Source organism: Citrobacter sp. CK185, from assembly GCF_030333565.1.
Taxonomy (GTDB): domain Bacteria; phylum Pseudomonadota; class Gammaproteobacteria; order Enterobacterales; family Enterobacteriaceae; genus Citrobacter_B; species Citrobacter_B koseri.
Genome location: NZ_JAOWFR010000020.1, coordinates 90,631 through 117,262, shown reverse-complemented (window position 1 = coordinate 117,262; position 26,632 = coordinate 90,631). Strand labels below are relative to the sequence as shown.

Genomic DNA, 26,632 nt, shown 5'->3' with positions numbered 1-26,632 from the left:
GCCGAACTAAAAAAGAAAGGGCTTCCCGTGTGGAAGCCCTAATTCTTTTCCCCGTCATACTACGGAATGAGCAGGCTCGATCCCTGCGTTGCCCGGCTTTCCAGCACCTCATGCGCGCGCTGCGCATCTTTCAACGCGTATTTCTGATTCTCCGCGACCTCGACTTTTATCACGCCGCTGGCAATCAGTGAAAACAGCTCGTTGCTGGCTTCGGTCAATTCATCGCGACTGGTGATGTAACCCTGAAGAGAAGGGCGAGTGACGTACAGTGAGCCTTTTTGGTTCAGGATGCCTAAGTTAACGCCGGTCACCGGGCCGGAAGCGTTACCAAAACTCACCATCAGCCCCCGGCGTTGCAGGCAATCCAGCGACGCTTCCCAGGTATCTTTCCCGACTGAATCGTAAACCACCCGTACTTTTTTGCCGCCGGTAATCTCTTTCACCCGTTCAGCGATATTTTCTTCACGATAGTTAATCACTTTCCATGCGCCAGCCTGTAAGGCAATTTGCGCTTTCTGCGCGCTGCCTACCGTGCCAATAAGTTTTGCGCCCAACGCTTTAGCCCACTGGCAGGCGATAAGGCCCACGCCCCCGGCGGCGGCATGGAACAAAAACGGTTCGTCGGGTTTAACCTCATAGGTTTTGCGCAGCAGATAAAAGACCGTTAATCCTTTCAGAAAAGAGGCGGCAGCCTGCTCGAAAGAGATCGCTTTAGGGAGAATGGCGGCCTTATCGGCGGGAACATTGTGTACCGAACTGTAAGCCCCGAGCGCAGACTGGGCATAAACGACGCGGTCGCCCGCTTTAATATGTTTAACGTTGCTGCCGACTTTACTCACCACGCCCGCCGCTTCGGTGCCCAACCCGCTGGGCAGGGATGGCGGTGGATAGAGCCCACTGCGAATATAGGTATCAATGTAGTTGATGCCAATCGCTTTATTTTCGACCTGGATTTCGTTTTCCGCCGGGTCTACAGGGGTAAAGTCCACTGCTTTCAGGACGTCAGGGCCACCGTGCTTGTGAAATTCAATTCGTGTTGCCATGCTTCCTCCAGAACGTATCGTAAGGGTCCACTTATATGGTAAAGTTTCGACCCATTCTTTATCTCGGTAACTCCATTCACTATGGCAGGAAATAAACCCTTCAACAAACAACAGACTGATGCGCGTGACCGTGATTTGCAGGTTGACGGGCTGAAAGTACCGCCGCACTCGATTGAAGCGGAACAGTCGGTGTTGGGCGGTTTAATGCTGGATAACGAACGCTGGGACGATGTCGCCGAACGCGTAGTGGCGGATGACTTTTATACCCGGCCGCACCGGCATATTTTTACCGAAATGCACCGTTTGCAGGAGATGGGGAAACCCATTGACCTAATCACGCTGGCGGAGTCGCTGGAAATTCAGGGGCAACTGGACAGCGTTGGCGGTTTTGCTTACCTGGCGGAGTTATCCAAAAATACGCCAAGTGCGGCGAACATTAGCGCTTATGCGGATATTGTCCGCGAACGTGCCGTTGTTCGCGATATGATTTCCGTCGCCCATGAAATTGCCGATGCGGGTTACGATCCGCAGGGGCGCAACAGCGACGAGCTGCTGGATCTCGCGGAATCTCGCGTTTTCCAGATTGCGGAAAACCGCGCCAATAAAGACGAAGGCCCGAAAAGCATCGATCAAATCCTCGATGCGACCGTGGCGCGCATTGAAACCCTTTTCCAGCAGCCGCATGACGGTGTGACAGGGGTCGATACCGGTTATCAGGACTTAAACAAAAAAACCGCCGGTTTGCAGCGCTCGGATCTGATCATCGTTGCGGCGCGTCCGTCGATGGGTAAAACGACATTTGCGATGAACCTCTGCGAAAACGCCGCGATGTTGCAGGAGAAACCGGTACTGATCTTCAGTCTGGAGATGCCCGGCGAACAGATTATGATGCGTATGCTGGCGTCGCTGTCGCGCGTGGACCAGACGCGCATTCGTACGGGTCAGCTGGATGACGAAGACTGGGCGCGTATTTCCGGTACGATGGGCATCCTGCTGGAGAAGCGCAATATGTATATTGACGATTCATCCGGCCTGACGCCGACGGAAGTTCGCTCGCGCGCCCGTCGTATCTACCGTGAACATGGCGGGTTAAGCCTGATCATGATTGACTACCTGCAACTGATGCGCGTGCCGTCGCTCTCCGATAACCGTACGCTGGAAATCGCGGAAATCTCTCGCTCGCTGAAAGCGCTGGCAAAAGAGCTACAGGTGCCGGTGGTGGCGCTGTCGCAGCTTAACCGCTCTCTGGAACAACGCGCCGATAAACGCCCGGTCAACTCGGATCTGCGTGAATCCGGCTCCATCGAGCAGGATGCCGACTTGATCATGTTTATCTATCGTGACGAGGTTTATCACGAAAACAGCGACTTAAAAGGCATCGCAGAAATTATTATTGGTAAACAACGTAACGGCCCAATCGGTACGGTACGTCTGACGTTTAACGGGCAATGGTCGCGTTTCGATAACTATGCGGGACCGCAATACGACGACGAGTAAATCTCCTTCATCATTCACGCCGCAGATGCGTTGACTGCGCCCGCTTACCCCTTCGGGGACTGCGCGTTTTGTCCTGCAACGCGAATGATTTTGGCGATTCTTTTTATAAGGAATTCAAATGCAAGCGGCAACTGTAGTCATTAACCGCCGCGCTCTGCGACACAATCTGCAACGTCTGCGTGAACTGGCGCCTGCCAGCAAGCTGGTTGCGGTCGTGAAAGCGAACGCTTACGGACACGGTCTTCTGGAGACCGCGCGAACGCTCCCTGATGCCGACGCTTTCGGCGTCGCCCGCCTTGAAGAAGCCCTGCGCCTGCGGGCGGGCGGGATCACGCAGCCCATTCTGTTGCTGGAAGGTTTTTTTGAAGCCACCGATCTGCCAGTCATCTCTGCACAGCATCTGCATACCGCCGTGCATAACGAAGAACAGCTTGCCGCGCTGGAAGCCGCCGGGCTGGATGAGCCGGTAACGGTGTGGATGAAACTGGATACGGGAATGCATCGTCTGGGCGTGCGTCCTGAAAAAGCCGAAGCGTTTTATCAACGGCTTACGCAGTGTAAAAACGTGCGCCAGCCGGTAAATATCGTCAGCCATTTCGCCCGCGCCGATGAGCCGGAATGCGGTGCGACCGAGCAGCAACTCGATATTTTTAATACCTTCTGCGAAGGTAAACCGGGGCAACGTTCCATCGCCGCTTCCGGCGGCATCCTGTTGTGGCCGCAGTCTCATTTTGACTGGGCGCGACCGGGCATCATCCTCTACGGCGTCTCGCCGCTGGAAAATCAGTCCACTGGCGAAGATTTTGGCTGTCAGCCGGTCATGTCGCTAATCTCCAGCCTCATTGCCGTTCGCGAGCATAAAGCGGGCGAACCGGTGGGTTACGGCGGCACATGGATCAGCGAGCGTGATACGTGTCTGGGCGTGGTTGCTATGGGCTATGGCGATGGTTATCCGCGTGCGGCGCCATCCGGTACGCCGGTGCTGGTTAACGGTCGGGAAGTGACGATTGTCGGTCGCGTGGCGATGGACATGATCTGCGTCGATTTAGGCCCTCAGGCGCAGGACAAAGCAGGCGATCCGGTCATTTTGTGGGGGGAAGGCCTGCCCGTTGAGCGCATTGCGGAAATAACAAAAGTGAGTGCTTACGAACTTATCACGCGCCTGACATCAAGGGTTGCGATGAAGTACATCGATTAAATGCGTGCCGGGTGGCGCATTGATCCCAGGCCGGATAAGGCGGATACCCCGCCATCCGGCGATATTCACATCAACATCCTCTCGATCTTCTCTCGCTTCCGGTTTATTGTGTTTTAACCCCCTGCCTGTAAACCTGGAGAACCACAGCGTGTTTCAAAAAGTTGACGCCTACGCTGGCGACCCGATTCTTTCGCTTATGGAGCGTTTCAAAGAGGATTCGCGTAGCGACAAAGTGAATCTCAGCATCGGTCTGTATTACAACGAAGAGGGCATCATTCCTCAGCTTAAAGCCGTTGCCGAAGCGGAAGCCCGGATTAATGCGCAGCCGCACGGCGCGTCGCTGTACCTGCCAATGGAAGGTCTCAATACCTATCGCCATACCATTGCGCCGTTGCTGTTTGGCGCCGATCATCCGGTTCTTCAGCAGCAACGCGTGGCGACAATTCAGACGCTGGGCGGTTCCGGCGCGCTGAAGGTAGGGGCGGATTTCCTGAAACGTTATTTTCCTGAATCCGCCGTGTGGGTCAGTGACCCGACCTGGGAAAACCACATCGCAATTTTTGAAGGCGCTGGTTTCGAAGTAAGTACTTACCCCTGGTATGACAACGCCACTAACGGCGTACGTTTCAACGACTTGCTGGCGACCCTCAACACCTTGCCTGCTCGCAGCATTGTGCTGCTGCATCCGTGCTGCCATAACCCGACCGGTGCTGATTTAACCCATTCGCAGTGGGATGCGGTTATTGAGATCCTGAAAGCGCGCGAGTTGATTCCGTTCCTCGACATTGCCTATCAGGGATTTGGCGCCGGTATGGAAGATGATGCCTACGCGATTCGCGCCATTGCCAGCGCCGGATTACCCGCGCTGGTCAGTAACTCTTTCTCGAAGATCTTCTCGCTGTATGGCGAACGTGTGGGCGGGCTTTCGGTGGTCTGTGAAGACGCTGAGGCCGCAGGCCGCGTGTTGGGTCAGCTCAAAGCCACCGTGCGCCGTAACTACTCCAGCCCGCCGAATTTTGGCGCGCAGGTGGTTGCCGCCGTACTGAACGATGAGGCGCTAAAAGCCAGCTGGCTGGCGGAAGTGGAAGCAATGCGTACGCGTATCCTGGCGATGCGTCAGGAACTGGTGAATGTCCTGAATGCCGAGATACCGGGCCGTAACTTTGATTATCTGCTGCAACAGCGCGGCATGTTCAGCTATACCGGCCTGAGCGCTGCACAGGTGGACCGTCTGCGTGATGAGTTCGGCGTCTACCTGATCGCCAGCGGACGCATGTGCGTGGCGGGTCTGAATTCCGGCAATGTCCAGCGCGTGGCGAAGGCGTTTGCTGCGGTGATGTAAGTGATTGTGTTGCCGGATGGCGGCGTTGCCTTATCCGGCCTACAAAGCAGCCCGTAGGCCCGGGGGCGACCTGCCGGATGGCGGCGTTGCCTTATCCGGCCTACAAAGCAACTCGTAGGCCCGGTAAGCGGTAGCGCCACCGGGCGAGCAGCGCTGCCCCTCCATTCATATGTGATCATCCTCTTTTTCTGTAACAAAACCGCAGAAAATTCTTCCTTTCACCTGCCGCTGGGGTTATGGTCAGAGAGTTTTTTGACCAGTCAATATAATTAAAAATCATAACTAACTGACTATTTAGGGAAAAATATGCGCAAGATAACCCTGGCCTTGAGCGCCTTTTGTTTACTTTTCACGTTAAATAATTCAGCAATCGCCCTGGCGTCCTCGCCGTCGCCGCTAAATCCTGGCACCAACGTTGCGAAACTCGCCGAGCAATCTCCCATCCACTGGGTCTCTGTCGCGCAGATCGAAAATAGCCTGGCGGGTCGTCCTCCCATTGCTGTCGGGTTTGATATTGATGACACCGTGCTGTTTTCCAGCCCTGGCTTCTGGCGCGGCAAAAAAGTCTATTCGCCAGAAAGCGAGGATTATCTGAAAAATCCGGCATTCTGGGAGAAGATGAACAACGGCTGGGATGAGTTCAGCATTCCGAAAGAGGTGGCGCGTCTGCTTATTGATATGCACGTCCGGCGTGGCGACAGCATCTTTTTTGTCACGGGGCGGAGCCAGACGAAAACCGAAACCGTCTCGAAAACGCTGGCTGATGATTTCCACATTCCCGCAGCCAATATGAATCCTGTGATTTTTGCAGGCGACAAGCCGGGCCAGAACACCAAAACGCAGTGGCTACAGGAGAAAAATATCCGCATCTTCTACGGCGACTCCGACAATGACATTACGGCAGCCCGTGACGCGGGCATTCGTGGCATCCGCATCCTGCGCGCCTCCAACTCTACCTATAAACCGTTGCCGCAGGCCGGCGCGTTTGGGGAAGAGGTGATTGTGAACTCGGAATATTAAAACCGGCGGAACCTTTTGCCCCAGGACTGATAAAACGCATTAGCGTCGCCATCAGGCAATAAGCGGCACGGGTGCCGGATGGCGGTGCAGGCACCTTATCCGGCCTACAGTGACATCATCCGGCAAGATTCTCAATCGCTGTTTTTTTGAACAAAATTGAGCTGCTGGCTTTTACCTTTGGCGGACTTGCTGCAAACTGAGTAAGAGACGTTCTCAGTGGGGCAATATGCTTAAAAGGGGAATAAGAAGATGACCAATTCGGAGTTACTGCAATATTGCATGGCAAAAACAGGCGCGGAACAGAGCGTTCACAGTGACTGGAAAGCCACACAAATCAAGGTTGAAGATGTGCTTTTTGCCATGGTGAAAGAGGTGGAAAATCGCCCGGCGGTATCTTTGAAAACCAGCCCTGAACTGGCGGAGTTGCTGCGCCAGCAACACAGCGATGTGCGACCAAGCCGACATCTTAATAAAGCGCACTGGAGCACCGTCTACCTGGATGGTTCGCTACCGGATTCGCAAATCTATTATCTGGTGGATGCCTCTTATCAACTGGCGGTAAGTACCCTGCCGGAGGACAAGCGTAAGCTGTTGGTGCAGCCGTGAGCCGTTTTGCCGGATGCGGCGCAAGCGCCTTATCGAGCCTACAAACTATTACGCATATTCTGTAGGCCCGATAAGCGCAGCGCCATCGGGCATTATTACAGCATTGGCTTGAGGAAACGGGCAGTATGTGACGCTTCACACTCTGCGACCGTTTCCGGCGTCCCGGAAACAAGAATTTCGCCGCCGCCGCTGCCGCCTTCCGGGCCGAGATCGACAATCCAGTCCGCCGTCTTAATGACGTCCAGGTTGTGCTCAATCACCACAATGGTGTTGCCCTGATCGCGCAACTGGTGCAGCACGTCCAGCAGTTGCTGAATATCGGCAAAATGCAGACCGGTGGTCGGTTCATCCAGAATGTACAGCGTCTGCCCGGTGCCGCGTTTCGACAATTCACGCGCCAGCTTCACGCGCTGTGCTTCACCGCCGGAGAGCGTGGTGGCGGACTGACCGAGACGGATGTAGGTCAGACCCACGTCCATCAACGTTTGCAGCTTACGCGCCAGCGCCGGAACGGCGTCAAAAAATTCGCGCGCTTCTTCGATGGTCATATCCAGCACTTCGTGGATAGTCTTGCCCTTGTACTTAATCTCCAGCGTTTCGCGGTTATAGCGCTTGCCTTTGCACTGGTCGCACGGTACGTAAATATCCGGCAGGAAGTGCATTTCAACCTTGATGACGCCGTCGCCCTGACAGGCTTCGCAACGCCCGCCGCGCACGTTAAAGCTGAAACGTCCCGGCGTATAGCCGCGTGAGCGTGATTCCGGCACGCCAGCGAACAGCTCACGTACGGGCGTAAACACGCCGGTATACGTTGCCGGGTTAGAGCGCGGCGTACGGCCAATCGGACTCTGGTCGATGTCGATGACTTTGTCGAAATGCTCCAGCCCCTGAATATCACGATACGGCGCAGGTTCCGCAATGGTCGCCCCGTTTAACTGGCGCTGGGCAATCGGGAACAGTGTGTCGTTGATAAGCGTAGACTTACCCGACCCGGATACGCCGGTGATACAGGTAAACAGGCCAACCGGCAGCGTCAGGGTGACGTCTTTCAGGTTGTTGCCGCGCGCGCCGGTCAGCTTCAGCACTTTCTCCGGGTTCGCGGGAACGCGCTGTTTCGGCACTTCAATCTTGCGTTTGCCGCTCATGTACTGGCCGGTGAGGGATTCCGGCACCGCCATAATCGCCTCCAGCGGCCCTTCGGCCACGACCTGACCGCCGTGTACGCCAGCGCCGGGGCCGATATCGATCACATGGTCGGCGGCGCGGATGGCGTCTTCGTCATGCTCCACCACAATCACGGTATTGCCGAGATTACGCAGGTGAATCAGCGTTCCCAGCAAACGTTCGTTATCGCGCTGATGGAGACCGATAGACGGCTCATCCAGCACATACATCACGCCTACCAGCCCCGCGCCAATCTGGCTGGCCAGACGGATACGCTGGGCTTCGCCGCCGGACAAGGTCTCTGCCGAACGGGACAGCGTCAGGTAGTTGAGGCCGACGTTTACCAGGAACTTGAGGCGGTCGCCAATCTCCTTGAGGATCTTCTCCGCAATCTTTGCACGCTGGCCTGCGAGCTTGAGATTGTTGAAGAAGTCCATCGCATGGCCGATGCTCATGTCGGAGATCGCAGGCAGCGGAGTATTCTCGACGAAGACATGACGTGCTTCACGGCGCAGACGCGTGCCTTCACAGCTGGCGCACGGACGGTTGCTGATGAATTTAGCTAACTCTTCACGTACCGCGCTGGACTCCGTCTCTTTGTAACGGCGCTCCATGTTGTGCAGCACGCCTTCGAACGGATGGCGACGCACGGAGGTGTCGCCACGATCGTTGATGTATTTGAACTCGATGCTCTCTTTGCCGGAACCGTACAGAACGACTTTATGCACATTCTGACTCAGACTTCCCCACGGCGCTTCCACGTCGAACTTATAGTGTTCCGCCAGCGATTTCAGCATCTGGAAGTAATAGAAGTTACGGCGATCCCAGCCGCGAATCGCGCCGCCAGCCAGAGAAAGCTCCGGGTTCTGGATCACGCGATCGGGATCGAAATATTGCTGTACGCCGAGGCCGTCACAGGTCGGGCAGGCTCCCGCCGGGTTGTTAAACGAGAACAGACGCGGTTCCAGCTCGCGCATACTGTAGCCGCAAATTGGGCAGGCGAAGTTGGCGGAGAAGAGCAGCTCTTCCGCTTTCGTATCGTCCATATCCGCGACGATCGCGGTGCCGCCGGAGAGTTCCAGCGCGGTTTCAAAAGATTCCGCCAGGCGCTGGGACAGATCGCTACGGACTTTGAAACGATCGATCACGACCTCAATGGTGTGTTTCTTTTGCAGCTCCAGCTTCGGCGGATCGGAGAGATCGCAGACCTCGCCATCAATACGGGCGCGGATGTAGCCCTGGCTGGCCAGGTTTTCCAGCGTTTTGGCGTGCTCGCCTTTGCGCTCTTTAATAATGGGCGCCAGCAGCATCAGGCGTTTGCCTTCTGGCTGAGACAGCACGTTATCTACCATCTGGCTGACGGTTTGCGCCGCCAGCGGGACGTCATGATCCGGGCAGCGCGGTTCACCCACGCGGGCGAACAGCAGACGCAGATAGTCATGTATTTCGGTAATTGTACCTACCGTAGAGCGCGGGTTATGGGATGTCGATTTCTGCTCAATTGAGATAGCGGGCGACAGCCCCTCAATATGGTCGACATCTGGTTTTTCCATCAAAGACAGAAACTGACGCGCATACGCGGAAAGGGATTCAACGTAGCGACGCTGCCCTTCGGCATACAAGGTGTCAAAAGCGAGCGAGGATTTGCCAGAACCCGAAAGCCCGGTGACGACAATCAGTTTGTCGCGCGGGATGACGAGGTTGATGTTTTTGAGATTATGGGTGCGGGCGCCCCGAACTTCGATCTTATCCATTCACCTTTCCCGGATTAAAACGCTTTTTCCCGGCCGCATGGCGCTACCGGCGATCACAAACGGTTAATTATGACACAACTCAACCTGAATGGATATACAGTATTGGAATGCAAAACACAGGCTACTGTGTAACAATGTCCGCCCAAGGTTGTTTACTGGAATCAGCCTCGCATCGTAGTAAAAACGCTATTGGTAATGCTACAATCGCGCGTTTACACTTATTCAGAAACGTTTTTCAGGAGACTCGATCATGGCCAGCAGAGGCGTAAACAAGGTGATTCTCGTCGGTAATCTGGGCCAGGACCCGGAAGTACGCTACATGCCAAATGGTGGCGCAGTTGCCAACATTACGCTGGCTACTTCCGAATCCTGGCGTGATAAGCAGACCGGTGAGATGAAAGAGCAGACGGAATGGCACCGCGTTGTGCTGTTCGGCAAACTGGCGGAAGTGGCCAGCGAATATCTGCGTAAAGGTTCTCAGGTTTACATTGAAGGTCAGTTGCGTACCCGTAAATGGACCGATCAGTCCGGTCAGGACAAATACACCACTGAAGTGGTGGTCAACGTTGGCGGCACCATGCAGATGCTGGGTGGTCGTCAGGGCGGTGGCGCTCCGGCTGGCGGCAATATGGGCGGCGGTCAGCAGCAGGGCGGTTGGGGTCAGCCTCAGCAACCGCAGGGCGGCAACCAGTTCAGCGGCGGCGCGCAGTCCCGTCCGCAGCAACAATCCGCTCCGGCACCGTCTAACGAACCGCCAATGGATTTCGACGACGACATCCCGTTCTGATGAATTAAAAAAGCTCCCTTCACGGGAGCTTTTTTTTGGCTGAAATAGCGTGCAATTAAATAGCAGGCTTGTCAGTTTTGTCACCGGACGTAAATATATCTACAGACTTTATGGGTTATTTCCTTTCTTGCTTATGATCAAAAAATACAGGGTATTATTGATTATTATTCCCCCGTTATTTTGGTCAAATGAATGCTGAATCTTGCCAGGTCTTTTCAGGGATATGTGATTGGCCTGTCAGCTAACTTAAGGAAATCATCATGAATAAAGTCATTTTAATGCCCGTTGATATTCTGGCGATGGATCTCTCTGACAAAGCCATTGCCTATGCTGATCATATGGTGGACAAAGAAAACGGCGTGATCCATCTGCTGCATGTGTTCCCTAAACTGGGTACCTCCCCAATGCGTGGTTTTGCCTCGGATATCAGAAAATACGAGGAATACATGACGAATGATGCGCAAGAGAAAATGCTTAACCTTGCGAGAAAATTCAAAACGCCGTTGGAGAATATTCGTTTTGAAGTCCGTCATGGCAATATTCGTGATGAAGTAAATAACGCGGTAGAAGCGCATAACGCCGAGATGATTATCATCGGTTCGCGCAAGCCGGGTATTGCAACGCATTTGCTCGGTTCGGCTGCGGCGAATATTTTGCGATACGCGAAAATTCCGGTGATGGTCATTCGTTAATCTGCCATGCCCGGTGGCGCTTTGCTTACCGGGCCGACAAAACCCCTCTCCCATCGGCAAAAAAAAAGCCTCCGCTACGGGTGGCTTTTTTCTTCGCGGTGAACCGCCGGCTATTTCCGGCGGAATTTACGGGTGAGCGGTTTCTCTATCTCCACAATGCAGAACAGCACTGCGCCGATAGCGAAGGTTATGCCCCAGTAACGCAGCGGCAGCGCTTCTGTGCCAAACAGCATCTGCATGAAAGGCATATAGATAATCGCTAGCTGTAACAGCAACAGAATGCCGCTGACCATCCAGATGCCTTTATTCATCAGCAGCCCGCGTCCCAGCGAGAAACCATCCGAAACCCGGCAGTTGAGCATATATACCCACTGTGCGGTGACCAGCGTCTGCAACAGCACGGTACGGATAAACTCCGGGCTGTGGCCGCGAGGCTGCAACCAGGCTTCCAGCGCAAAGGCGCAGGCCGCAATTAACGTTCCGACAAAACCGACGCGCCAGATAGCAAAGGCATCCATGACGTTCTCATTACTCTGGCGTGGCGGGCGTCGCATGATGTTGCGCTCACCGGCTTCAAATGCTAGCCCGAACGACAGCGTGGCGGAGGTCGCCATGTTCATCCACAGAATCAGTACCGGCGTGAGCGGGATCAGGTTCCCAGCCAACAGGGCAATGATGATCAGCAGACCCTGTGCCAGGTTGGTGGGCATGATGAACAGAATCGTTTTCTTCAGGTTGTCGTAAACGCGACGCCCCTCCTGCACGGCGCTGGCGATGGTGGCGAAGTTGTCGTCCGTCAGTACCATGTCAGCGGCTTCTTTTGTCACTTCCGTGCCTTTGATGCCCATCGCGATGCCGACGTCCGCCTGCTTCAGCGCGGGGGCGTCGTTGACTCCGTCGCCGGTCATACCGACAATCTCGCCTTTGTTTTGCAGTGCCTTCACCAGACGCAGTTTATGTTCGGGGCTGGTGCGGGCAAAGATGTCGTAGGTGACAGCGGCTTCGGCTAATGCCGCATCGTCCATCTGCTCCAGTTCGTAGCCCGTTACCGCGTGGGTGCTGTTATGAATCCCCAGCATGCCACCGATACTCATGGCCGTTTGCGGGTGATCGCCGGTGATCATCTTCACGCGAATCCCCGCCTGCTGGCAGGCCTGGATTGCGTTAATGGCCTCTGGACGCGGCGGGTCCATCATGCCTGCGATGCCCAGGAAGATCAGGCCGTCATTCAGGCACTCATGGGTGAGAGAGGCGGCTTCTGCACGCCCTGGCTTCCAGGCTGCCGCAACCATGCGCAGACCTTCTTTCGCATAGCGCGCGATCTCCGCTTCCCAGTGATTTTGCGTAAAGGCTTCAGTACCGGTAGCGGTTTGCTGTAGCTGGCACAGTTTAAACAACACATCTGGCGCGCCGGTCACCAGTACGCGCTCTTCATTTCCAATGCGATGGTGCGTCGCCATGTATTTGTACTGCGAATCGAACGGGATTTTGCTGCGCAGTTCAGTTTCAATGGCGGGAAGGCGCGCTTTTGCCGCCAGCACTTTTAAAGCCCCTTCCGTTGGCCCGCTGGTGATGCCCCAGTGACCGTTTTCGTCCTGAATCAATTGGCTGTCATTACACAGGTCGATAGTGCGAAGGTAGTTCTCCAGCAGGCTGCCGGGCAGGATCTCTACCGCAGCGTCGCTCTCCTCAGTATGGATCTCGCCCATTGGCTCATAGCTGTTGCCCTGAACGCGGTAATTTTTGTCCGCCGTAATAATGGCTTTTACCGTCATCTCATTCATGGTCAGGGTGCCCGTTTTATCGGAACAGATCACGGACATCGCACCCAGCGTCTCGACCGTCGGCAGCTTGCGGATAATGGCGCGTTTGCGGGCCATCGTCTGTACGCCGAGCGACAGAATAATCGAGATGATCGCGGGTAGCCCTTCCGGTACGGCCGCGACGGCAAGGCTAATCAGAGAAAGCAGCAGTTCGCCCATCGGCATATCGCGCAGCAGCAGACTGAACACAAATAGTCCTGCCATCATGGCGACGATAATGGCGAAAATGGCTTTGCCGAGTTTATCCATCTGAACCAGCAGCGGGGTACGGTGCTTCTCAATGCCCGTCATCATCTGGTTGATGTGGCCGAGTTCAGTCTCTTCACCGGTGGCGATAACCACGCCCAGCCCGGCGCCTGCGCTGATGGTGGTGCCGGAGAACAGCAGATTTTTACGATCGCCTAACGGCAGTTCGCCGGTAAGGGTGTCGGCTGTTTTATCGACAACGGTGGACTCGCCCGTCAGGATGGCCTCTTCAACCCGCAGGTTATGGGCTTCCATAACGCGAAGATCTGCCGGGATGCGATCGCCTGCGCGCAGCACGACGATATCGCCCACCACCAGTTCGGTTGTGGGGACGGTTTCATGTTGACCGTTGCGGATAGCGACCGCTGAGTTCGACAGCATATTGCGGATGCTTTTCAGCGACTTTTCCGCGTTATTTTCCTGAATGTGGCCAATCAGCGCGTTGATAACGGCAACACCCAAAATGACGGCCGTATCCACCCAATGACCCATTACCGCAGTCAGCACCGCCGCAGCGATCAGGACATAAATCAGAACATCGTGGAAATGCGCCAGGAAGCGTAACCATGCCGGTTTGCCTGCTTTTTCTGGCAGCGCGTTAGGCCCATGCTGCGCGAGGCGCGCGCTGGCTTCATTTTGCGTCAGCCCGGAAGGCTGACTCTGCTTTTTTTCAAGTACCTCGTTAACAGATTGCTGGTACGGTTTTTTTTCAACGCATGGCGCAGAATGGAGACGATTTTTATTCGGCATTCTGGTCAATTTAAAATTCCTCGAAGTATAAAATGCATAATGTTTTGAATCGCGCTTATACTATTAAAATAAAGAGTCTGAATTATTGACATTAATCAATGGCGTTTCGTTAAAGATTATTTTATCTTGATGGTTAGATAACGCTTGTAGCGTATATTTTCAGTGTTTTGATGGAAGTGTAAATTTAGTAAAGGAGGTAATTATGTTAGGAATATATAGCGGTAGGCGATTGATGTTACTGGTTATTTTTGCAATCATCATCGCGGTAATTAGCGGGATTTCAACCTACGCCTTCGTTAAATATCTGGGTTGAAAAACACTAAATATAGTGTTCCTTACATAACTTTTAAATATTTAAAGTTAATGACAGAGAATAAAAATAAAGGGCATAAGAATATATTTTTGATGAGCAGTCTGACAGGATGAACAGACTGCTCTGGACAGGTAAAAATATGGCTAGCAGACTAACGAATAATACACATTGGTTTTCCTGTCAGCGGTTCAGGGTGAATTTCCGCATCAACCTGAAATACCTTGCGTAATAATTCTGGTTGCATCACATCAACAGGTTGCCCTTGCGCAATCACATTCCCCTGCGCCAGCACGACAAGATGATCGCAATAGCGACTTGCCTGATTCAGATCGTGCAGTACCGTCACGACCGTTTTTCCCGCCTGTTTTAGCATCTGCATGAGCGCCATCAACTCCACCTGATGATTAATGTCGAGCCAGGTGGTGGGTTCGTCCAGTAATACAATGGGCGTATCCTGCGCTAACACCATCGCCAGAAACACGCGCTGCCGCTGACCGCCGGACAGCTCCGTCAGCCGCCTGTCTGCCAGCGCGTCAGTGTGCGTCTGCGCCATTGCCCGGTTGACATGCTGATGGTCGTCGCGAGAAAGCCGCCCCCACAGCGGCAGCCACGGGCTGCGGCCATAGCTGACCAGTTCCCGCACGGTGATCCCTTCCGGCGTCATGTGCTGTTGCGGCAGTAGCGCCAGGTGACGCGAAAGCGCGCGGGGTGAGAAGGCCGACAGCGGCTTACCCGCAATGTGCAAGGTGCCGGATTGCGGTATGAGCAGGCGGGCAAGGCATTTCAGCAGCGTCGATTTGCCGCAGCCATTAGGCCCCAGTAATGCGGTGATCTGCCCGGCGGGTAGCGTAACCGACAGGCCGTCAAGAATGCGTTTATCACCGTATCCGGCAGTCAGGTTTTCACATCTGATATCCATTTAGCGCATCCTCACAAGCAACCAGATAAACCACGGCGCGCCGATAATGGCGGTGAGCATGCCTGCCGGAAGCTCCGTGGGAGGGTTAATGATCCTTGCCAGCAAATCGGCCAGCGTTAAGACAAATGCGCCGATTAGCGCAGCGCCGGGCAGCAGCCAGTGATGGCGCCCTCCCAGCAGGCGTCGGGTCAGGTGGGGCACGACCAGGCTGACGAAAGCTATCGGCCCGCAAACTGCCACGCTGGTGGCTGCCAGCGCGACGGCGAGGAGCAATCCCAGGCGCTGCGCCCGACTGACCGGGACGCCGAGCGTGCTGGCGCGATCATCGCCCAGCGCCAGCAGATCCAGATCGCGGCAAAACCAGGCGCTGAGTGGAATAAGCGCCAGCATTACCGGCAGCGCCACATACATAAACGACCAGCCGCGTCCCCATAAACTGCCGGTCAGCCACAGCAGCGCGTTGTTAACGTCCTGCGGGCGGGAGAGCATCAGGTAATCCGTCAGGCTGGCCCAGGTTGCCGACAACGCCACGCCGATTAACGCCAGACGCAGGGGGGAGGAGCGACCCGCAATCGCACGCAGCAAGATCAGCGCACAAAGCCCGCCTACAAATGCCAGCAGCGGCAGCCAGACGACCGACAGCGATGGCAGCAGCATGAGTGCGCTTACCGTCGCCAGACTGGCGGCATGGTTCACCCCTAAAATATCCGGCGAGGCCAGCGGATTACACACGATGCCTTGCACCAGTACGCCGGAAATCGCCAGGGCGGCGCCGACGAATATCGCCAGCAGCAGTCGCGGCAGGCGATACTGGGTCAGAACATAGTGGTGATCGTGGCCGGTATGCCAGCCATCGATCAGCGCGGACCAGGGCAGGGGAACCACGCCCAGACGCAATGACAGCAGCGCGGTGATACTCAGCAGGAACAACGTGATGAGCAGAATAAAGGCTTTCATCCACGCCTCCTTGCCAGCCAGACAAAACACGGCGCGCCAATCAGCGCCAGCACTGCGCCTGCCGGAAGCTCGCCCGGCCAGGCCAGCGCTCGCGCCAGAATATCCGCCAGCAGCATAAACGTTGCGCCCATCAGCAGGCTCATCGGCAGCAACTTACGCTGGTCGTGACCTGACCACGCCCTGGCCAGATGCGGCATTAACAGGCCGATAAACGCCACCGGCCCCGCCACGCTGACGCAGGCGCCGACCAGCACCAGCACGCCGATATTGACGGTAAGCCGTAGCCGAAACAGGTTTACGCCGAGCGTGTGTGCGGCGACATCGCTGACGTTGAGCAGATTAAGGGCGTTCGCCAGCAGCAGCATGACGGGAATAATCACCAGAACAAAAGGAAAGAGCTGCCAGAACTCGGCCCAGCGCACATGGGCAATACCGCCCGCCAGCCATGAAAAAATGCCGTAAGCGTGGTCTTCCGCCAATAGCAGCGTGATGCGGGTCAGCGCCATACACAGCGCGGAGAGCGCGATTCCGGCGAGAATCAGTTTGTTGCGGTCTGGCTCCTGTCGCCAGCCGCCGCCAGCCAGCATCACCAGAAGCCAGGAGAGGCCTCCGCCTGCGGCGGCGATAAACGCGATGGAATACCCGCTGAGCAGCATGGGGCTGAATGCGCTGGTTAACGCTATCGTCAGTGCCGCACCGCTGTTAATGCCGGTCAGAGAAGGGGAGGCCAGTGGGTTATGCGTCAGGGTTTGCAGCAATGTTCCCGCCAGGGCAAGGCTGGCGCCAATCAGCAATGCCACCAGGCTGCGCGGCAGACGTAAATTACGCACCAACGCCTCCGAAAGCGGAGGCGTTGAAGAAGGAAACAGGGCATGCAGAGCACTGACGGGTGAAATCGGGATCGCCGAGTAGCAGAACAGGCTCAGCCAGAACGCCGCCAGGAGCGCCAGTACGGGCGCTCCCCAAATGATCAATGTCCTCATTGCGTGGTATCAGGCGTCTGGTGATGAAAGATTTTCACCGTATCGCCGGCAATGCGTTCCGCAGCGAAAATCCCGCGCATCCGCGCCCAGCTATTGCTATCGACAGCGGCAACCTGGCGGTGTTGCGACGCCTGGAGCATGGGCCACAACGTATCCTGCTGCCAGCGTTTAACGATGCTCTCCTGGCGGTAGTGCGCGACAATCAGCCACTGCGGATCGAGCGCCAGTAGCCGCTCCAGATTAATCGTGGTCATTGGCGCAGAGTGGATTGCCTCCGGCACGCGCAGACCCAGCGCAGCGAGCACGCCGCCCGTATACGATTCGCGGCTGTGCAGATTAAACTGCTGTTCGCGTGAGGTGCCGAATACCACGCTGGCCCCTTTCGGCAAGTGGGCGGCAAACGCGCGCATACGTTCCCGATGCAACGTCAGCCGTTTTTGCATTTCAGCATCTTTACCTGATACTTTCCCGATGATCGCAGCGGATTGCAGATTTTCGGCGTACGTTTCATTACGGGATTTGAGCAACAACACGGGGGCGATCTCTTGCAGCGCGGCGTAAATCCCTGCGTGGCGGCTGCTGTCAGCGATAATCAGGTCCGGCTTTAGCGCGCCGATCGCCTCAAGGCTCGGCTGAGCGCGCGTGCCGACGGACTGCCATTGCCCGATAATCTGGCGCACTTCCGGCAGCAGACGCGTGGGATCGTTGTCATCGGCGATCCCCACCGGACTGACGTTCACCGCCGCCAGCGCATCGGCAAACGACAGTTCCAGTACGACAATCCGTTGCGGCGTTTTATTCAGGGTAAAGGCGCCGTGTTCATCCTGCACCGTCACGGCAAAAACCGGCGCTGCCAGGACGATCAGGCTGAAAAAATAAACGCGAATAAAAGCAAACATAGTCAACTCCGGTTGCCGGATGGCGCTGCGCTTACCTGGCCTACGTCACTCTGTAGGCCGGGTAAGGCATTTACGCCGCCACCCGGCAACAAATGAACAATCAGAACTTCAGTGACCCTTGCAGGTATAGCGTTCGCGGCTGTCCGGCATAGATGCCTTTGTTGTTGTCGTCATACGAGCGGGTGTAATACTCGTGGTCGAAGATATTCTTCACGCCAAACGCCAGGTTCAGGTTGGCCATCTCGGGGCCGAAGTCATACGCCACGCGCGCGCCCCACAGCATGTAACCCGGAATACGCCCGGTGCTGCCGTCCGCGCTCTCTTTCCTGGTATTGGCGTTGTCGGCAAACTGGCTGGACTGGAAATCGCTGTTCAGGTTGAACGTCCAGTTGCCGGGTTTGTAATCCACGCCCAGCGTCCCTTTATGCTTCGGTGAGAACGGCACCTGATTGCCGTAAGTGTCGCCTTTTTCGCGAATTTCGGCGTTAACGTACGCGTAGTTAGCGTAAACGGCGACATTTTCCAGCGTGGGCGTCATATCGCCGAGATCGTAACGTACCTGCGTTTCCAGCCCGGTATGACGGGTTTTGCCACGGGCGGTGACCGTATCGTTAGTCTGGTTGGAGTCGTACTGATTATTAAAGTTAATCAGGAACAGCCCCATTTCCGCCGTCAGCGCGCCGTTGTCGAATCGGGTTCCGACTTCCCAGGTTCGCGCTTTTTCCGGTTCCACATTGCCGCTTTGCACAGCCTTGCCAATTTGACTGTACTGTACGGTGCCGAACGAGCCTTCAGTGTTGGCATAAAGATTCCAGCTGTCAGTGAGGTGGTAGAGGACGTTAAGCGCCGGAAGCGGGGCGTTGTAGCTCACCTCTTCGTGCGTACCTTTAACGTTGTTGTCCTGGTAGGATTCAATGTGCTCAAAACGCATACCTGGCGTAATGGTCCAGTTGCCGATATCAATTTTGTCATCGAGATACCAGGCGTGAGCTTCGGTCCCTGAACGCGTATCACGGTCATAAGGGCTGGATGTTGACGGCAACTGACCGCTGGTGGTTGCGGTGTAGTAACGCATTTCATGCGTGGATTCATTGACATAGCGATAGCCTACGCCGACTTCATGCGCAGACGGGCCAATCATAAAGCTCTGGCTGTAGCGCGGTTCAATGCCGCGAACCCAGTAGTAGCGCGGTGAGAGCGTAATGCGTTTTCCTTGCTCTAAATAACCGCTGCGCAGGGTGCGGGTGTAGAAACCCTGAATATTGAATTTGTGCTGGCTGTCGGGCTGGTATTGATATCCCAGACTGGCAAGCTGGCGGCGGCCCCAGAAGCTGTCATACGGGCGCGTGGACTGCCAGCGATCGGCGTCGTAGTCGGCGCGGGACAGGCCGCCGGGCATATCGGCGTGACCGTCATAGTATTGCAGCAGGCTATTGAAGGTGTGTACCTCGTCAGGCGCATATTTGCTTTTCAGCATCACGTCGTCGATACGGGTGTTGCTGTGTTCGCGCCAGTCGCTGCCGCGCGTGCCGGAGTAGAGCAGGGCCGTGCCGAAACCGTTATCCGCCGTTCCGCCTACCATCAGGTTGTGCGTCTCTTTTGGATTGTTTTGCGACGAGGTGGGGCTGAGTTGCCCTTCAACGCCAGCTTCAATACCGAAATCCTGCGGAATCGCGCGGGTCACGAAGTTCACCACGCCGCCCACGCTTTGCGGCCCATAGCGCACCGCGCCGCCGCCGCGCACCACGTCAACGGCATCCATATTGCCCAGAGAGACCGGCGCGAGCGACAGCTGCGGCTGACCGTATGGCGCAAAAGGTACGGGGATGCCGTCCATCAATACCGTCGAGCGGCTGGCCAGGCGTGGATTAAGACCGCGAATACCGAAGTTCATTGCCAGGTCATGGCTGCCGGTGCCGTTGTTTTCCGGGGCGTTGACGCCGGGGATACGGTTCAGCGCTTCGCGCATGGTCGTCGCGCCGGTTTTGGTGAAATCATCCCGACGGATAACGTCACGCGCGCCGGCATGTTCGAACACGTCGTTTTCCCGGGCTTCACCCAGCCAGTCGCCGACTACGGTCAACGAGTCCTCGCTGGCAACCGGGGCGGCTTCCAGCGTCCAGGTGTTATCGCCTAACGATTTTTCCTGTAGGCCGCTCCCCTTTAGCAGCGTGCGCAGGCCATCTTCAAGCGCGTAGTCGCCGTGCAGTCCGTCGCTGTGTTTGCCCCGCGTGAGCGAAGCATCCACTGACATAATAATGCCGCTGCGGGCAGCGTATTGATTAAGTGCTTTGTCTAAGTCTCCGGCGGCAATATCGAACTGCGTGGCAAATGCAGGCAGTGAAGCCAGTCCGGCAAGCGGAAGCAGGCTTAAACGAATCGCCATCACCAGAGGTGCTGTGTTATGAAAGGCCATCACGTCTCCATCATCATTTCTTTATTTGTATTCAGTTATGAAGTCGAACGAGCGGGGCAAAAGGGACAATAAAAATGATAATTTTTTTCGTTATCGTTTAAATGGCGGGAGACAGCGTGACCCAGTAGCGCGTAACAAACTGAATTTTCACAGGAAGCGTTTTCGCGATCGCATTCAGTACGGCATCGGTGTTGCCGAGTGGGAACGTCCCTGTCAGGCGTAATCCGGCAACGGCCGGGTCGCAACGCAGTATGCCGTGTCGGTAGCGCGAGAGCGTGGCGATGACGTCGCCCAGAGGTTTGTCGCTGAAACTTAACACGCCTTGCGTCCAGCTTGCAGACTCGTCATTCAATGATGCGACGTCGCCAAACTGCGAGGCGCTGAAGCGCACCGTTTCACCTTGCTGAATAACCCGTTTTTGTTGCGGATCTCCGGCGAGAATCGCTTCGACGGCATGTTGTCGGACGCTAAGGACGGTTTCATCGCCGTCCTGGCGCACGGTAAATTCCGTACCCAATGCGGTGAGCTGGCCCTGGCGCGTCTGTACACGAAACGGGCGTTGCAGCGCGTCTTTTCCGGTGGTAATGGCGATCTCGCCGTACCAGAGCTGGATCTGGCGCTGGCTACCGTCAAATCGCACGTTAACCGCGCTGTCGGTATTCAGCGAAAGCAACGTGCCATCCTCCAGCGTCTGCTGGCGAGTCTGCCCCCGGGCGGTACGATAATCAGCACGCAGACCTTCGCCCAACTCCGATCGCCAGAGCTGCCAGCTGCCGCCCGCGCAGACCAGCAACAGCAACCCTTTCAGTACGTGGCGGCGCGTCAGGCGGCTGTCTTTCAGCGTGTGGCTGGCGAGTTTGCCGGGGACGCTGCTCATCTGGCAGCGCAGGTTTTCGACCTGCTGCCAGGCCCATTGATTATCCTGATCTTGTTCATACCACTGCTGCCAGCGCGCTTCCTGCTGGGGGCTTACGCGCTCCCCGCTTAAAACGGCATACCAGTGTGAGGCTGAACGTAGCGCCTGGCGGCGGGCATCGGTGAGGGAGGTTTTCACAGATCATGCTCCAGGCGGAACAGCAGGCAGTGTTCTGTGGCTTTCGCGACGTACTTTTTCACCGAACTGACGGAAACATTCAGACGTTGCGCGATGTCGCTGTAGGTCAGCCCGTCAAGCTGAGAAAGCAGGAAGGCCGTTCTCGCTTTGGCGCTCAACCCGTCCAGCATCCTGTCGACAAGTTGCAGCGTTTCGAGATGCGACTGCTTTTCTTCAGCGGAAGGCGCCAGCGTTTCGGGTAACTGCGCAAGCATCTCCAGATACGCTTTTTCCAGCGCATTGCGGCGGAAAAGGTCGATCATCACCCGTTTGGCGACGGTGCAGAGAAACGACTTTGGGTCGCGAATCGCCGTCAGAGATTCACCGTTAATAATACGCAGGAAGGTGTCCTGGGCGACGTCGTCGGCGTCGAACGCCGACTGTAACTTTCGCGCCAGCCAGTGCGTCAGCCAGCCGTGATGCGCGCGATACAGCGATTCAAACGTTAAAGGAGCGCACTGAACTGGAGTCGGCATAGAGGAAAAGTATCAAAAGTTAATCATCACGGCGGGGATGTTAATATGAGAATAGTTCTCATTACAATAAATGATACGGCGATTTTGGCGGGAGAAAGGTTAACTGGCTGTTTTTGAGAGAATAAAAAAGCCTCCGGGCGGAGGCTTATATCAGCATCAGGTCAACACCATCGGCCACTCTGGCGGGGTATGGCTCATGGCTTCCACCATCACGGCTTCGATATTGTTCCAGATTGCGGAGACATCCATCAGAGTGATGCCGAGTAACCCGGTTGCAAACCAGCAGGCCGATACGACGCCAAGGCCGCTACTGATCACCGCGAGTCCGATATAGTCGGATTTACGAAAGCGAATATTGAGCGTGCTGGCTAAAAACATGAGCACAGCGCTCAGCAGTTGCCAGCGGAGAAGAACCACGCCAGTGGTTATGGTAGCCATGAAACATTTCCTCTGAGAATAGCAGGTGCCCTGGACAGCGCGGCGTTGCTCACGGAAGGCGTGGTACACTCTGGCTATCGACGGGCATGACATCGACACTGAATGAAACAACGTTTCTGTTTCATCATTTTTGTGAACTATATCACAATAAATTGTTTGTTAGCCAGTGCAGGGCACCCTTTTTTGTGTGCTTTATAACCACAAATTAAACATGGGTATCTGAAGGGGGCTATACCGGAAGATTATGGGGCTGGTTATTGAAGATGTATTTTTATTACCATTTTATTAGCGCCGGAAAATTAACCAGTCTGGAAATTTAACTTAATTTTTCTGCATTAATCGGAAAAAACCCTGGAAAATTCTTACTCCTTTTGGATTAGAATATTCCCTAATAAAAATAAGCATAACTTTAAGTTTGCCTTACGGGAAAATATTATCGTCATCCGTCAATATCAGACTTTTACCAGGAAAAGTCTGTTGCTAATGTCGCTTAATTCATGCAACGTAATCACCTGTTTGTTATAGCATCCGCCTTGATGATGACAGGCACAGACAATTCAGGGATACAGGGCCGAAATGAATCATAGCGCGCAACGAAAGTTGCTGAGATTCCTTGGAACAATCATGGTGGTATTACTCCCCGTGATGCTGGCGCTATGGTTTGCCCACATGCGGGCGGTGTCTGAAACCCGTAATCAACTGCACTCTTTTGCCGAGCTGGCATTAGAAAAAACGGAACTGGTTGTCCAGCAGGTGGAGCTGGCTCGCGACGCGATACAGCAGTATCAGGGAAAAGCCTGTACTCCTGCGCATCAAAAACGAATGCAGGATATTATTCGTGGTCGTCTGTATATCAGCGAGTTAATTTATGCGCAAGACGATCATTTTTTATGCTCTACGGTAATGGCGCCCGCCAGTCCTTATATTATCCCTGTCGCAGATTATAAACGAGAACCAGACGTTTCTATTTATTACTATCGTGATACGCCGTTCTTTGCTGGCTACAAAATGACGTATATGCAAAGAGGACACTATGTCGCGGTAATAAATCCGTTGTCTTACAGCGAGGTGATGTCAGACGATCCCACTCTGGCCTGGGGCGTATATGATACGGTGACGAACTCCTTTTTCTCCGTGAGCGAGCAGGCAAACGTCGAACAATTATTACCGTTGCTGCACCGTGATGAATCTACCTTTCAGCAAAATAATCGCTTCTATACTATTGCCCATTCAGAAAAACGTCCGATCGCGATAATTGTTTCCACTGATAACGCGCGTTTCTATCAGAACCTGTACCATCAGGCGACGTTAACGCTGCCGTTAGGCATTATCTGTAGCATCATTGTGTTATTGATGTGGTCGCGTACGCGCGAGGAATATCATTCACCGCGCCGTTTGTTGCAGCGAGCGATCGATAAACGTCAACTGCGTCTTTATTATCAGCCCATTATTGATATTCAAAATGAAAAATGCGTGGGGGCGGAGGCGCTATTGCGCTGGCCTGGTTTTGAAGGGCAGGTGATGAGCCCGGCAGAGTTTATCCCGCTGGCTGAAAAAGAGGGGATGATTGCGCAGATTACCGATTACGTGGTGGAAGAAGTATTCAACGATCTGGGACATTTTCTCGCCTCGCAACCTCATCTTTATATCTCTATTAATCTCTCTGCTTCTGATTTCCACTCCTCCCGGCTTATCGCGTTAATTGCGGAGAAAGCCCGCCAGCATTCCGTTCTTGCGCAACAAATTAAGGTGGAAGTGACGGAGCGCGGCTTTATTGACGTGCCGAAAACCACGCCGGTTATTCAGGCATTTCGTCAGGCGGGTTTTGAAGTGGCGATTGATGATTTTGGAACAGGGTATTCAAACCTGCACAACCTGTATTCATTGAATGTCGATATTCTGAAGATTGATAAATCCTTTATCGACACGCTGACCACCAATAGCACCAGCCATCTGATCGCGGAACATATCATCGAAATGGCGCAAAGCTTACACCTGAAGGCCATTGCCGAAGGCGTGGAAACGGCAGATCAGGTGAACTGGCTGTTCAAGCGCGGCGTTCAGTATTGTCAGGGATGGTATTTTGCGAAGGCGATGCCGCCGCAGGCGTTTATTCAGTGGCTGCAACAGTCGCCCGCACTCCTGATGCAGCGCGGGCAGTAAAGTTACAGACGATGACGGTAGTCGCTGGGCGTGCGGTCAAACTCGCGGCGGAAGACGCGCGAAAATGTCTGTTGCGACACATATCCCAGATCCATCGCGATATCAAAAATGGGGCGCTCGGTCGTTCGTAGCTCTACGGCGGCCAGCAGGAGTCGGCGCTGACGAATATAGTCGCCCAGCGTCTGATGCATCACCGTGCGGAACATCCGCTGTAAATACCACTTCGAGTAACCTGATTTTTTTGCGACCACATCAATGTTCAGCGGTTGGTCGATATGTTCATCAATCCATTCAATAAGGGTCTGAATTATCTGCTGATGGGACATATTGCTGCCTCTTTCTCAGTGTTCGATTCGTCGTTTTGTCTGCGGGCGAGTATAATTCCTCAAGTTAACTTGAGGTAAAGCGATTTATGGAAAAGAAATTACCGCGTATAAAGTCCCTGCTTACGCCGGGTGAGGTGGCGAAACGTAGCGGTGTGGCGGTATCGGCGCTGCACTTTTATGAGAGCAAGGGGCTTATCAGCAGTGTCCGTAACAGCGGCAATCAGCGGCGATATAAGCGCGATGTGCTGCGCTATGTGGCGATCATCAAGATTGCTCAACGTATTGGCATTCCGCTGGCGACCATTGGAGAAGCGTTTGGCGTATTGCCTGAGGGGCATACGCTGAGCGCAAAGGAGTGGAAGCAGCTTTCTTCGCAATGGCGCGAGGAGCTGGACAGACGTATTCATACTCTGGTGGCGTTGCGTGATGAGCTGGACGGCTGCATCGGCTGCGGCTGTTTGTCGCGTAGCGATTGCCCGCTGCGCAACCCAGGCGATCAGCTCGGCACGCAGGGAACAGGGGCGCGATTGCTGGAAGATGATTAAATGTCGTTTCGCCGGGACGCGCGTAGGCCGGATAAGCGAGCGCCATATTGCCGCGCATAAAACTAAAGCGCCGCAAGGGCGCTTTAGTTTGTTTCCGGTCTTTGTCTTTCGCTCTATCCCGTTGGTTCACGGGAGGGTTTCCCCCGACATCAACACCCCTCAGTCGAGCACGTGGTGGAGGTTCCGGTTTGTGTTGATACTGTAATTGTATGCCATGCCCGCCCGTTTGCCAGTGTATTGTCTGTTTTTTAGCCGAAATTTTTACGCCATCTCTCGCTCTTTTCTATAGTTAATTTGAATGAAAAACAGGAGACAGCCATGCTGACGGTGCATCATTTGAATCAATCTCGTTCCCAGCGCGTGCTCTGGGCGCTGGAGGAGCTGTCGCTGCCCTACCAGATTGTTCGCTACCAGCGTGAAAAAACCATGCTTGCGCCACCGGCGCTGAAAAAAATCCACCCGCTTGGAAAATCGCCCGTTATTGAAGATAACGGTGAGATCCTCGCCGAATCCGGCGCCATCCTGGAGTATTTGCAGGAAACCTATGACCACGCAGGGCAGTTTAAACCTGCCGATGCCCGGCAAAAACGGCAGTATCGGTTCTGGCTGCATTATGCGGAAGGCTCGTTAATGCCAATGCTGTTAATGAAACTGGTGTTTGTCAGCCTGGGTAAACCGCCGGTGCCATTTGGGTTACGCACGCTGGGCGGCATTCTGGGGCAGGGCGTGCAAAAAGCGTATCTCAACCCGCAACTGGAGACGCATGCGCGCTACATTGATGCGCATCTTGCCGCGCAGCCCTGGTTTGCCGGGGAACATATCAGCATGGCGGATATCCAGATGAGTTTTCCTCTGTTTGCGTTACTGAGCCGAGGCGGAATTAACGACCTGACGCACATTAGCGCCTGGAAGAAGCGCGTAGAGATGCGCCCGGCGTGGCAAAGGGCTATCCAGCAAGGCGGTCCTTTTGAGATCCCTGGCGGATAGACGGATGTGTCAGTCGTCCGCCCGAGAAAAAATGTTATCAGATTGCGCATTGACGATAACGTTTGCGCATCGACTGGCGATTTATTGAGCGTGATGAAAAGAAATAAGCAAAAAGCCGCAAAGTTTAGTTGAAAAGCCCCGTATTATCGCTGGATAATCGTTTGCTTTTTTTTACTACCCGTTTTGTATGCGCGG

General features: G+C 54.8%; 22 protein-coding genes. 10 read left to right on the top strand and 12 right to left on the bottom strand.

Features of this window, described 5'->3' with window-relative positions; genetic code table 11:
- Window positions 1-59: 59 nt before the first annotated feature.
- Window positions 60-1,043, bottom strand: a complete 984-nt coding sequence (locus OGV79_RS04970; RefSeq protein WP_012134630.1) for a quinone oxidoreductase — start codon at window positions 1,041-1,043, stop codon at window positions 60-62.
- Window positions 1,044-1,124: 81 nt separating this feature from the next.
- Here OGV79_RS04970 and dnaB point away from each other — a divergent pair, with 81 nt between their 5' ends.
- The 5 genes from dnaB to OGV79_RS04945 all read left to right on the top strand — a co-directional run bounded on the left by dnaB (window position 1,125) and on the right by OGV79_RS04945 (window position 6,706).
- Entirely contained in the window at window positions 1,125-2,540 is a 1,416-nt protein-coding gene (dnaB, locus tag OGV79_RS04965) for a replicative DNA helicase (RefSeq protein ID WP_012134629.1), read from the top strand.
- Between the two features lie 118 nt (window positions 2,541-2,658).
- On the top strand, window positions 2,659-3,738 hold the full coding sequence (gene alr / locus OGV79_RS04960) for an alanine racemase (RefSeq protein WP_049011986.1): 1,080 nt from the start codon (window positions 2,659-2,661) through the stop codon (window positions 3,736-3,738).
- Between the two features lie 148 nt (window positions 3,739-3,886).
- A complete protein-coding gene (gene tyrB / locus OGV79_RS04955) occupies window positions 3,887-5,080 on the top strand; it encodes an aromatic amino acid transaminase (RefSeq protein WP_071257673.1) in 1,194 nt (397 codons plus the stop codon).
- A 306-nt stretch (window positions 5,081-5,386) separates the two neighbouring features.
- Window positions 5,387-6,100 carry an acid phosphatase AphA gene (gene aphA / locus OGV79_RS04950; protein WP_012134616.1) on the top strand — a complete coding sequence of 238 codons (714 nt, stop codon included), beginning with the start codon at window positions 5,387-5,389 and terminating at the stop codon, window positions 6,098-6,100.
- 249 nt (window positions 6,101-6,349) lie between these two features.
- Entirely contained in the window at window positions 6,350-6,706 is a 357-nt protein-coding gene (locus OGV79_RS04945; RefSeq protein WP_012134615.1) for an MmcQ/YjbR family DNA-binding protein, read from the top strand.
- Between the two features lie 95 nt (window positions 6,707-6,801).
- Here the strand turns inward: OGV79_RS04945 and uvrA are convergent, their stop codons facing one another.
- Window positions 6,802-9,624, bottom strand: a complete 2,823-nt coding sequence (gene uvrA, locus OGV79_RS04940) for an excinuclease ABC subunit UvrA (protein WP_012134614.1) — start codon at window positions 9,622-9,624, stop codon at window positions 6,802-6,804.
- Between the two features lie 250 nt (window positions 9,625-9,874).
- Here uvrA and ssb1 point away from each other — a divergent pair, with 250 nt between their 5' ends.
- Together ssb1 and OGV79_RS04930 are read left to right on the top strand one after the other, a co-directional pair.
- Complete coding sequence (gene ssb1, locus OGV79_RS04935) at window positions 9,875-10,411, top strand: single-stranded DNA-binding protein SSB1 (RefSeq protein WP_047459655.1); 537 nt, start codon at window positions 9,875-9,877, stop codon at window positions 10,409-10,411.
- A 260-nt stretch (window positions 10,412-10,671) separates the two neighbouring features.
- Window positions 10,672-11,103 carry a universal stress protein gene (locus OGV79_RS04930; RefSeq protein WP_012134612.1) on the top strand — a complete coding sequence of 144 codons (432 nt, stop codon included), beginning with the start codon at window positions 10,672-10,674 and terminating at the stop codon, window positions 11,101-11,103.
- A gap of 110 nt (window positions 11,104-11,213) precedes the next feature.
- Here the strand turns inward: OGV79_RS04930 and OGV79_RS04925 are convergent, their stop codons facing one another.
- The 9 genes from OGV79_RS04925 to OGV79_RS04885 form a co-directional block, all read right to left on the bottom strand.
- Window positions 11,214-13,931, bottom strand: coding sequence for a cation-transporting P-type ATPase (locus OGV79_RS04925; RefSeq protein ID WP_502873213.1), 2,718 nt, complete (start codon window positions 13,929-13,931; stop codon window positions 11,214-11,216).
- 455 nt (window positions 13,932-14,386) lie between these two features.
- Window positions 14,387-15,154 carry a Fe(3+) dicitrate ABC transporter ATP-binding protein FecE gene (fecE, locus tag OGV79_RS04920; RefSeq protein WP_049011979.1) on the bottom strand — a complete coding sequence of 256 codons (768 nt, stop codon included), beginning with the start codon at window positions 15,152-15,154 and terminating at the stop codon, window positions 14,387-14,389.
- Complete coding sequence (fecD, locus tag OGV79_RS04915; protein ID WP_286467918.1) at window positions 15,155-16,111, bottom strand: Fe(3+) dicitrate ABC transporter permease subunit FecD; 957 nt, start codon at window positions 16,109-16,111, stop codon at window positions 15,155-15,157. It abuts the gene before it with no gap.
- Window positions 16,108-17,094, bottom strand: coding sequence for an iron-dicitrate ABC transporter permease FecC (gene fecC, locus OGV79_RS04910; RefSeq protein ID WP_286467917.1), 987 nt, complete (start codon window positions 17,092-17,094; stop codon window positions 16,108-16,110). Before fecC ends, fecD begins: the two co-directional genes overlap by 4 nt.
- Window positions 17,091-17,993 (bottom strand): Fe(3+) dicitrate ABC transporter substrate-binding protein FecB, encoded by a 903-nt coding sequence (locus OGV79_RS04905; protein WP_286467911.1) that lies wholly within the window; start codon window positions 17,991-17,993, stop codon window positions 17,091-17,093. The genes fecC and OGV79_RS04905 overlap by 4 nt, the downstream gene beginning before the upstream one ends.
- 100 nt (window positions 17,994-18,093) lie before the next feature.
- Entirely contained in the window at window positions 18,094-20,409 is a 2,316-nt protein-coding gene (fecA, locus tag OGV79_RS04900) for a TonB-dependent Fe(3+) dicitrate receptor FecA (protein WP_071257682.1), read from the bottom strand.
- 97 nt (window positions 20,410-20,506) lie between these two features.
- Complete coding sequence (gene fecR / locus OGV79_RS04895) at window positions 20,507-21,463, bottom strand: ferric citrate uptake sigma factor regulator FecR (protein ID WP_012134603.1); 957 nt, start codon at window positions 21,461-21,463, stop codon at window positions 20,507-20,509.
- Window positions 21,460-21,978, bottom strand: a complete 519-nt coding sequence (gene fecI / locus OGV79_RS04890) for a ferric citrate uptake sigma factor FecI (protein WP_012134602.1) — start codon at window positions 21,976-21,978, stop codon at window positions 21,460-21,462. The genes fecR and fecI overlap by 4 nt, the downstream gene beginning before the upstream one ends.
- A gap of 156 nt (window positions 21,979-22,134) precedes the next feature.
- A complete protein-coding gene (locus tag OGV79_RS04885; RefSeq protein WP_012134601.1) occupies window positions 22,135-22,416 on the bottom strand; it encodes a YjcB family protein in 282 nt (93 codons plus the stop codon).
- 576 nt (window positions 22,417-22,992) lie between these two features.
- Between OGV79_RS04885 and pdeC the strand changes: the two genes are divergently transcribed.
- Window positions 22,993-24,579, top strand: coding sequence for a cyclic di-3',5'-guanosine monophosphate phosphodiesterase PdeC (gene pdeC, locus OGV79_RS04880; protein ID WP_115609754.1), 1,587 nt, complete (start codon window positions 22,993-22,995; stop codon window positions 24,577-24,579).
- A 2-nt stretch (window positions 24,580-24,581) separates the two neighbouring features.
- On the opposite strand, the gene soxS is transcribed toward pdeC, so the two are convergent.
- Window positions 24,582-24,905: a superoxide response transcriptional regulator SoxS gene (soxS, locus tag OGV79_RS04875; RefSeq protein WP_012134599.1), complete on the bottom strand. Its 324-nt coding sequence runs from the start codon at window positions 24,903-24,905 to the stop codon at window positions 24,582-24,584.
- An 86-nt stretch (window positions 24,906-24,991) separates the two neighbouring features.
- Here soxS and soxR point away from each other — a divergent pair, with 86 nt between their 5' ends.
- The gene (gene soxR, locus OGV79_RS04870; RefSeq protein ID WP_012134598.1) at window positions 24,992-25,450 is read left to right on the top strand and encodes a redox-sensitive transcriptional activator SoxR; all 459 of its coding nucleotides are present in this window, start codon (window positions 24,992-24,994) and stop codon (window positions 25,448-25,450) included.
- A gap of 318 nt (window positions 25,451-25,768) precedes the next feature.
- The gene (locus tag OGV79_RS04865) at window positions 25,769-26,437 is read left to right on the top strand and encodes a glutathione S-transferase family protein (RefSeq protein WP_012134597.1); all 669 of its coding nucleotides are present in this window, start codon (window positions 25,769-25,771) and stop codon (window positions 26,435-26,437) included.
- The last annotated feature ends 195 nt before the right edge of the window (window positions 26,438-26,632 follow it).

What these genes read in the sequence shown, in the direction of transcription:
- OGV79_RS04945 (WP_012134615.1), top strand. Translation starts at nt 6,350, where the DNA reads ATGACCAATTCGGAGTTACTGCAATATTGCATGGCAAAAACAGGCGCG.
- OGV79_RS04930 (WP_012134612.1), top strand. Translation starts at nt 10,672, where the DNA reads ATGAATAAAGTCATTTTAATGCCCGTTGATATTCTGGCGATGGATCTC.
- pdeC (WP_115609754.1), top strand. Translation starts at nt 22,993, where the DNA reads ATGAATCATAGCGCGCAACGAAAGTTGCTGAGATTCCTTGGAACAATC.
- OGV79_RS04865 (WP_012134597.1), top strand. Translation starts at nt 25,769, where the DNA reads ATGCTGACGGTGCATCATTTGAATCAATCTCGTTCCCAGCGCGTGCTC.
- soxS (WP_012134599.1), bottom strand. Translation starts at nt 24,905, where the DNA reads ATGTCCCATCAGCAGATAATTCAGACCCTTATTGAATGGATTGATGAA.
- fecI (WP_012134602.1), bottom strand. Translation starts at nt 21,978, where the DNA reads ATGCCGACTCCAGTTCAGTGCGCTCCTTTAACGTTTGAATCGCTGTAT.
- uvrA (WP_012134614.1), bottom strand. Translation starts at nt 9,624, where the DNA reads ATGGATAAGATCGAAGTTCGGGGCGCCCGCACCCATAATCTCAAAAAC.
- OGV79_RS04970 (WP_012134630.1), bottom strand. Translation starts at nt 1,043, where the DNA reads ATGGCAACACGAATTGAATTTCACAAGCACGGTGGCCCTGACGTCCTG.
- alr (WP_049011986.1), top strand. Translation starts at nt 2,659, where the DNA reads ATGCAAGCGGCAACTGTAGTCATTAACCGCCGCGCTCTGCGACACAAT.
- dnaB (WP_012134629.1), top strand. Translation starts at nt 1,125, where the DNA reads ATGGCAGGAAATAAACCCTTCAACAAACAACAGACTGATGCGCGTGAC.
- fecE (WP_049011979.1), bottom strand. Translation starts at nt 15,154, where the DNA reads ATGGATATCAGATGTGAAAACCTGACTGCCGGATACGGTGATAAACGC.
- ssb1 (WP_047459655.1), top strand. Translation starts at nt 9,875, where the DNA reads ATGGCCAGCAGAGGCGTAAACAAGGTGATTCTCGTCGGTAATCTGGGC.
- OGV79_RS04905 (WP_286467911.1), bottom strand. Translation starts at nt 17,993, where the DNA reads ATGTTTGCTTTTATTCGCGTTTATTTTTTCAGCCTGATCGTCCTGGCA.
- soxR (WP_012134598.1), top strand. Translation starts at nt 24,992, where the DNA reads ATGGAAAAGAAATTACCGCGTATAAAGTCCCTGCTTACGCCGGGTGAG.
- aphA (WP_012134616.1), top strand. Translation starts at nt 5,387, where the DNA reads ATGCGCAAGATAACCCTGGCCTTGAGCGCCTTTTGTTTACTTTTCACG.
- fecC (WP_286467917.1), bottom strand. Translation starts at nt 17,094, where the DNA reads ATGAGGACATTGATCATTTGGGGAGCGCCCGTACTGGCGCTCCTGGCG.
- fecA (WP_071257682.1), bottom strand. Translation starts at nt 20,409, where the DNA reads ATGGCCTTTCATAACACAGCACCTCTGGTGATGGCGATTCGTTTAAGC.
- fecD (WP_286467918.1), bottom strand. Translation starts at nt 16,111, where the DNA reads ATGAAAGCCTTTATTCTGCTCATCACGTTGTTCCTGCTGAGTATCACC.
- OGV79_RS04885 (WP_012134601.1), bottom strand. Translation starts at nt 22,416, where the DNA reads ATGGCTACCATAACCACTGGCGTGGTTCTTCTCCGCTGGCAACTGCTG.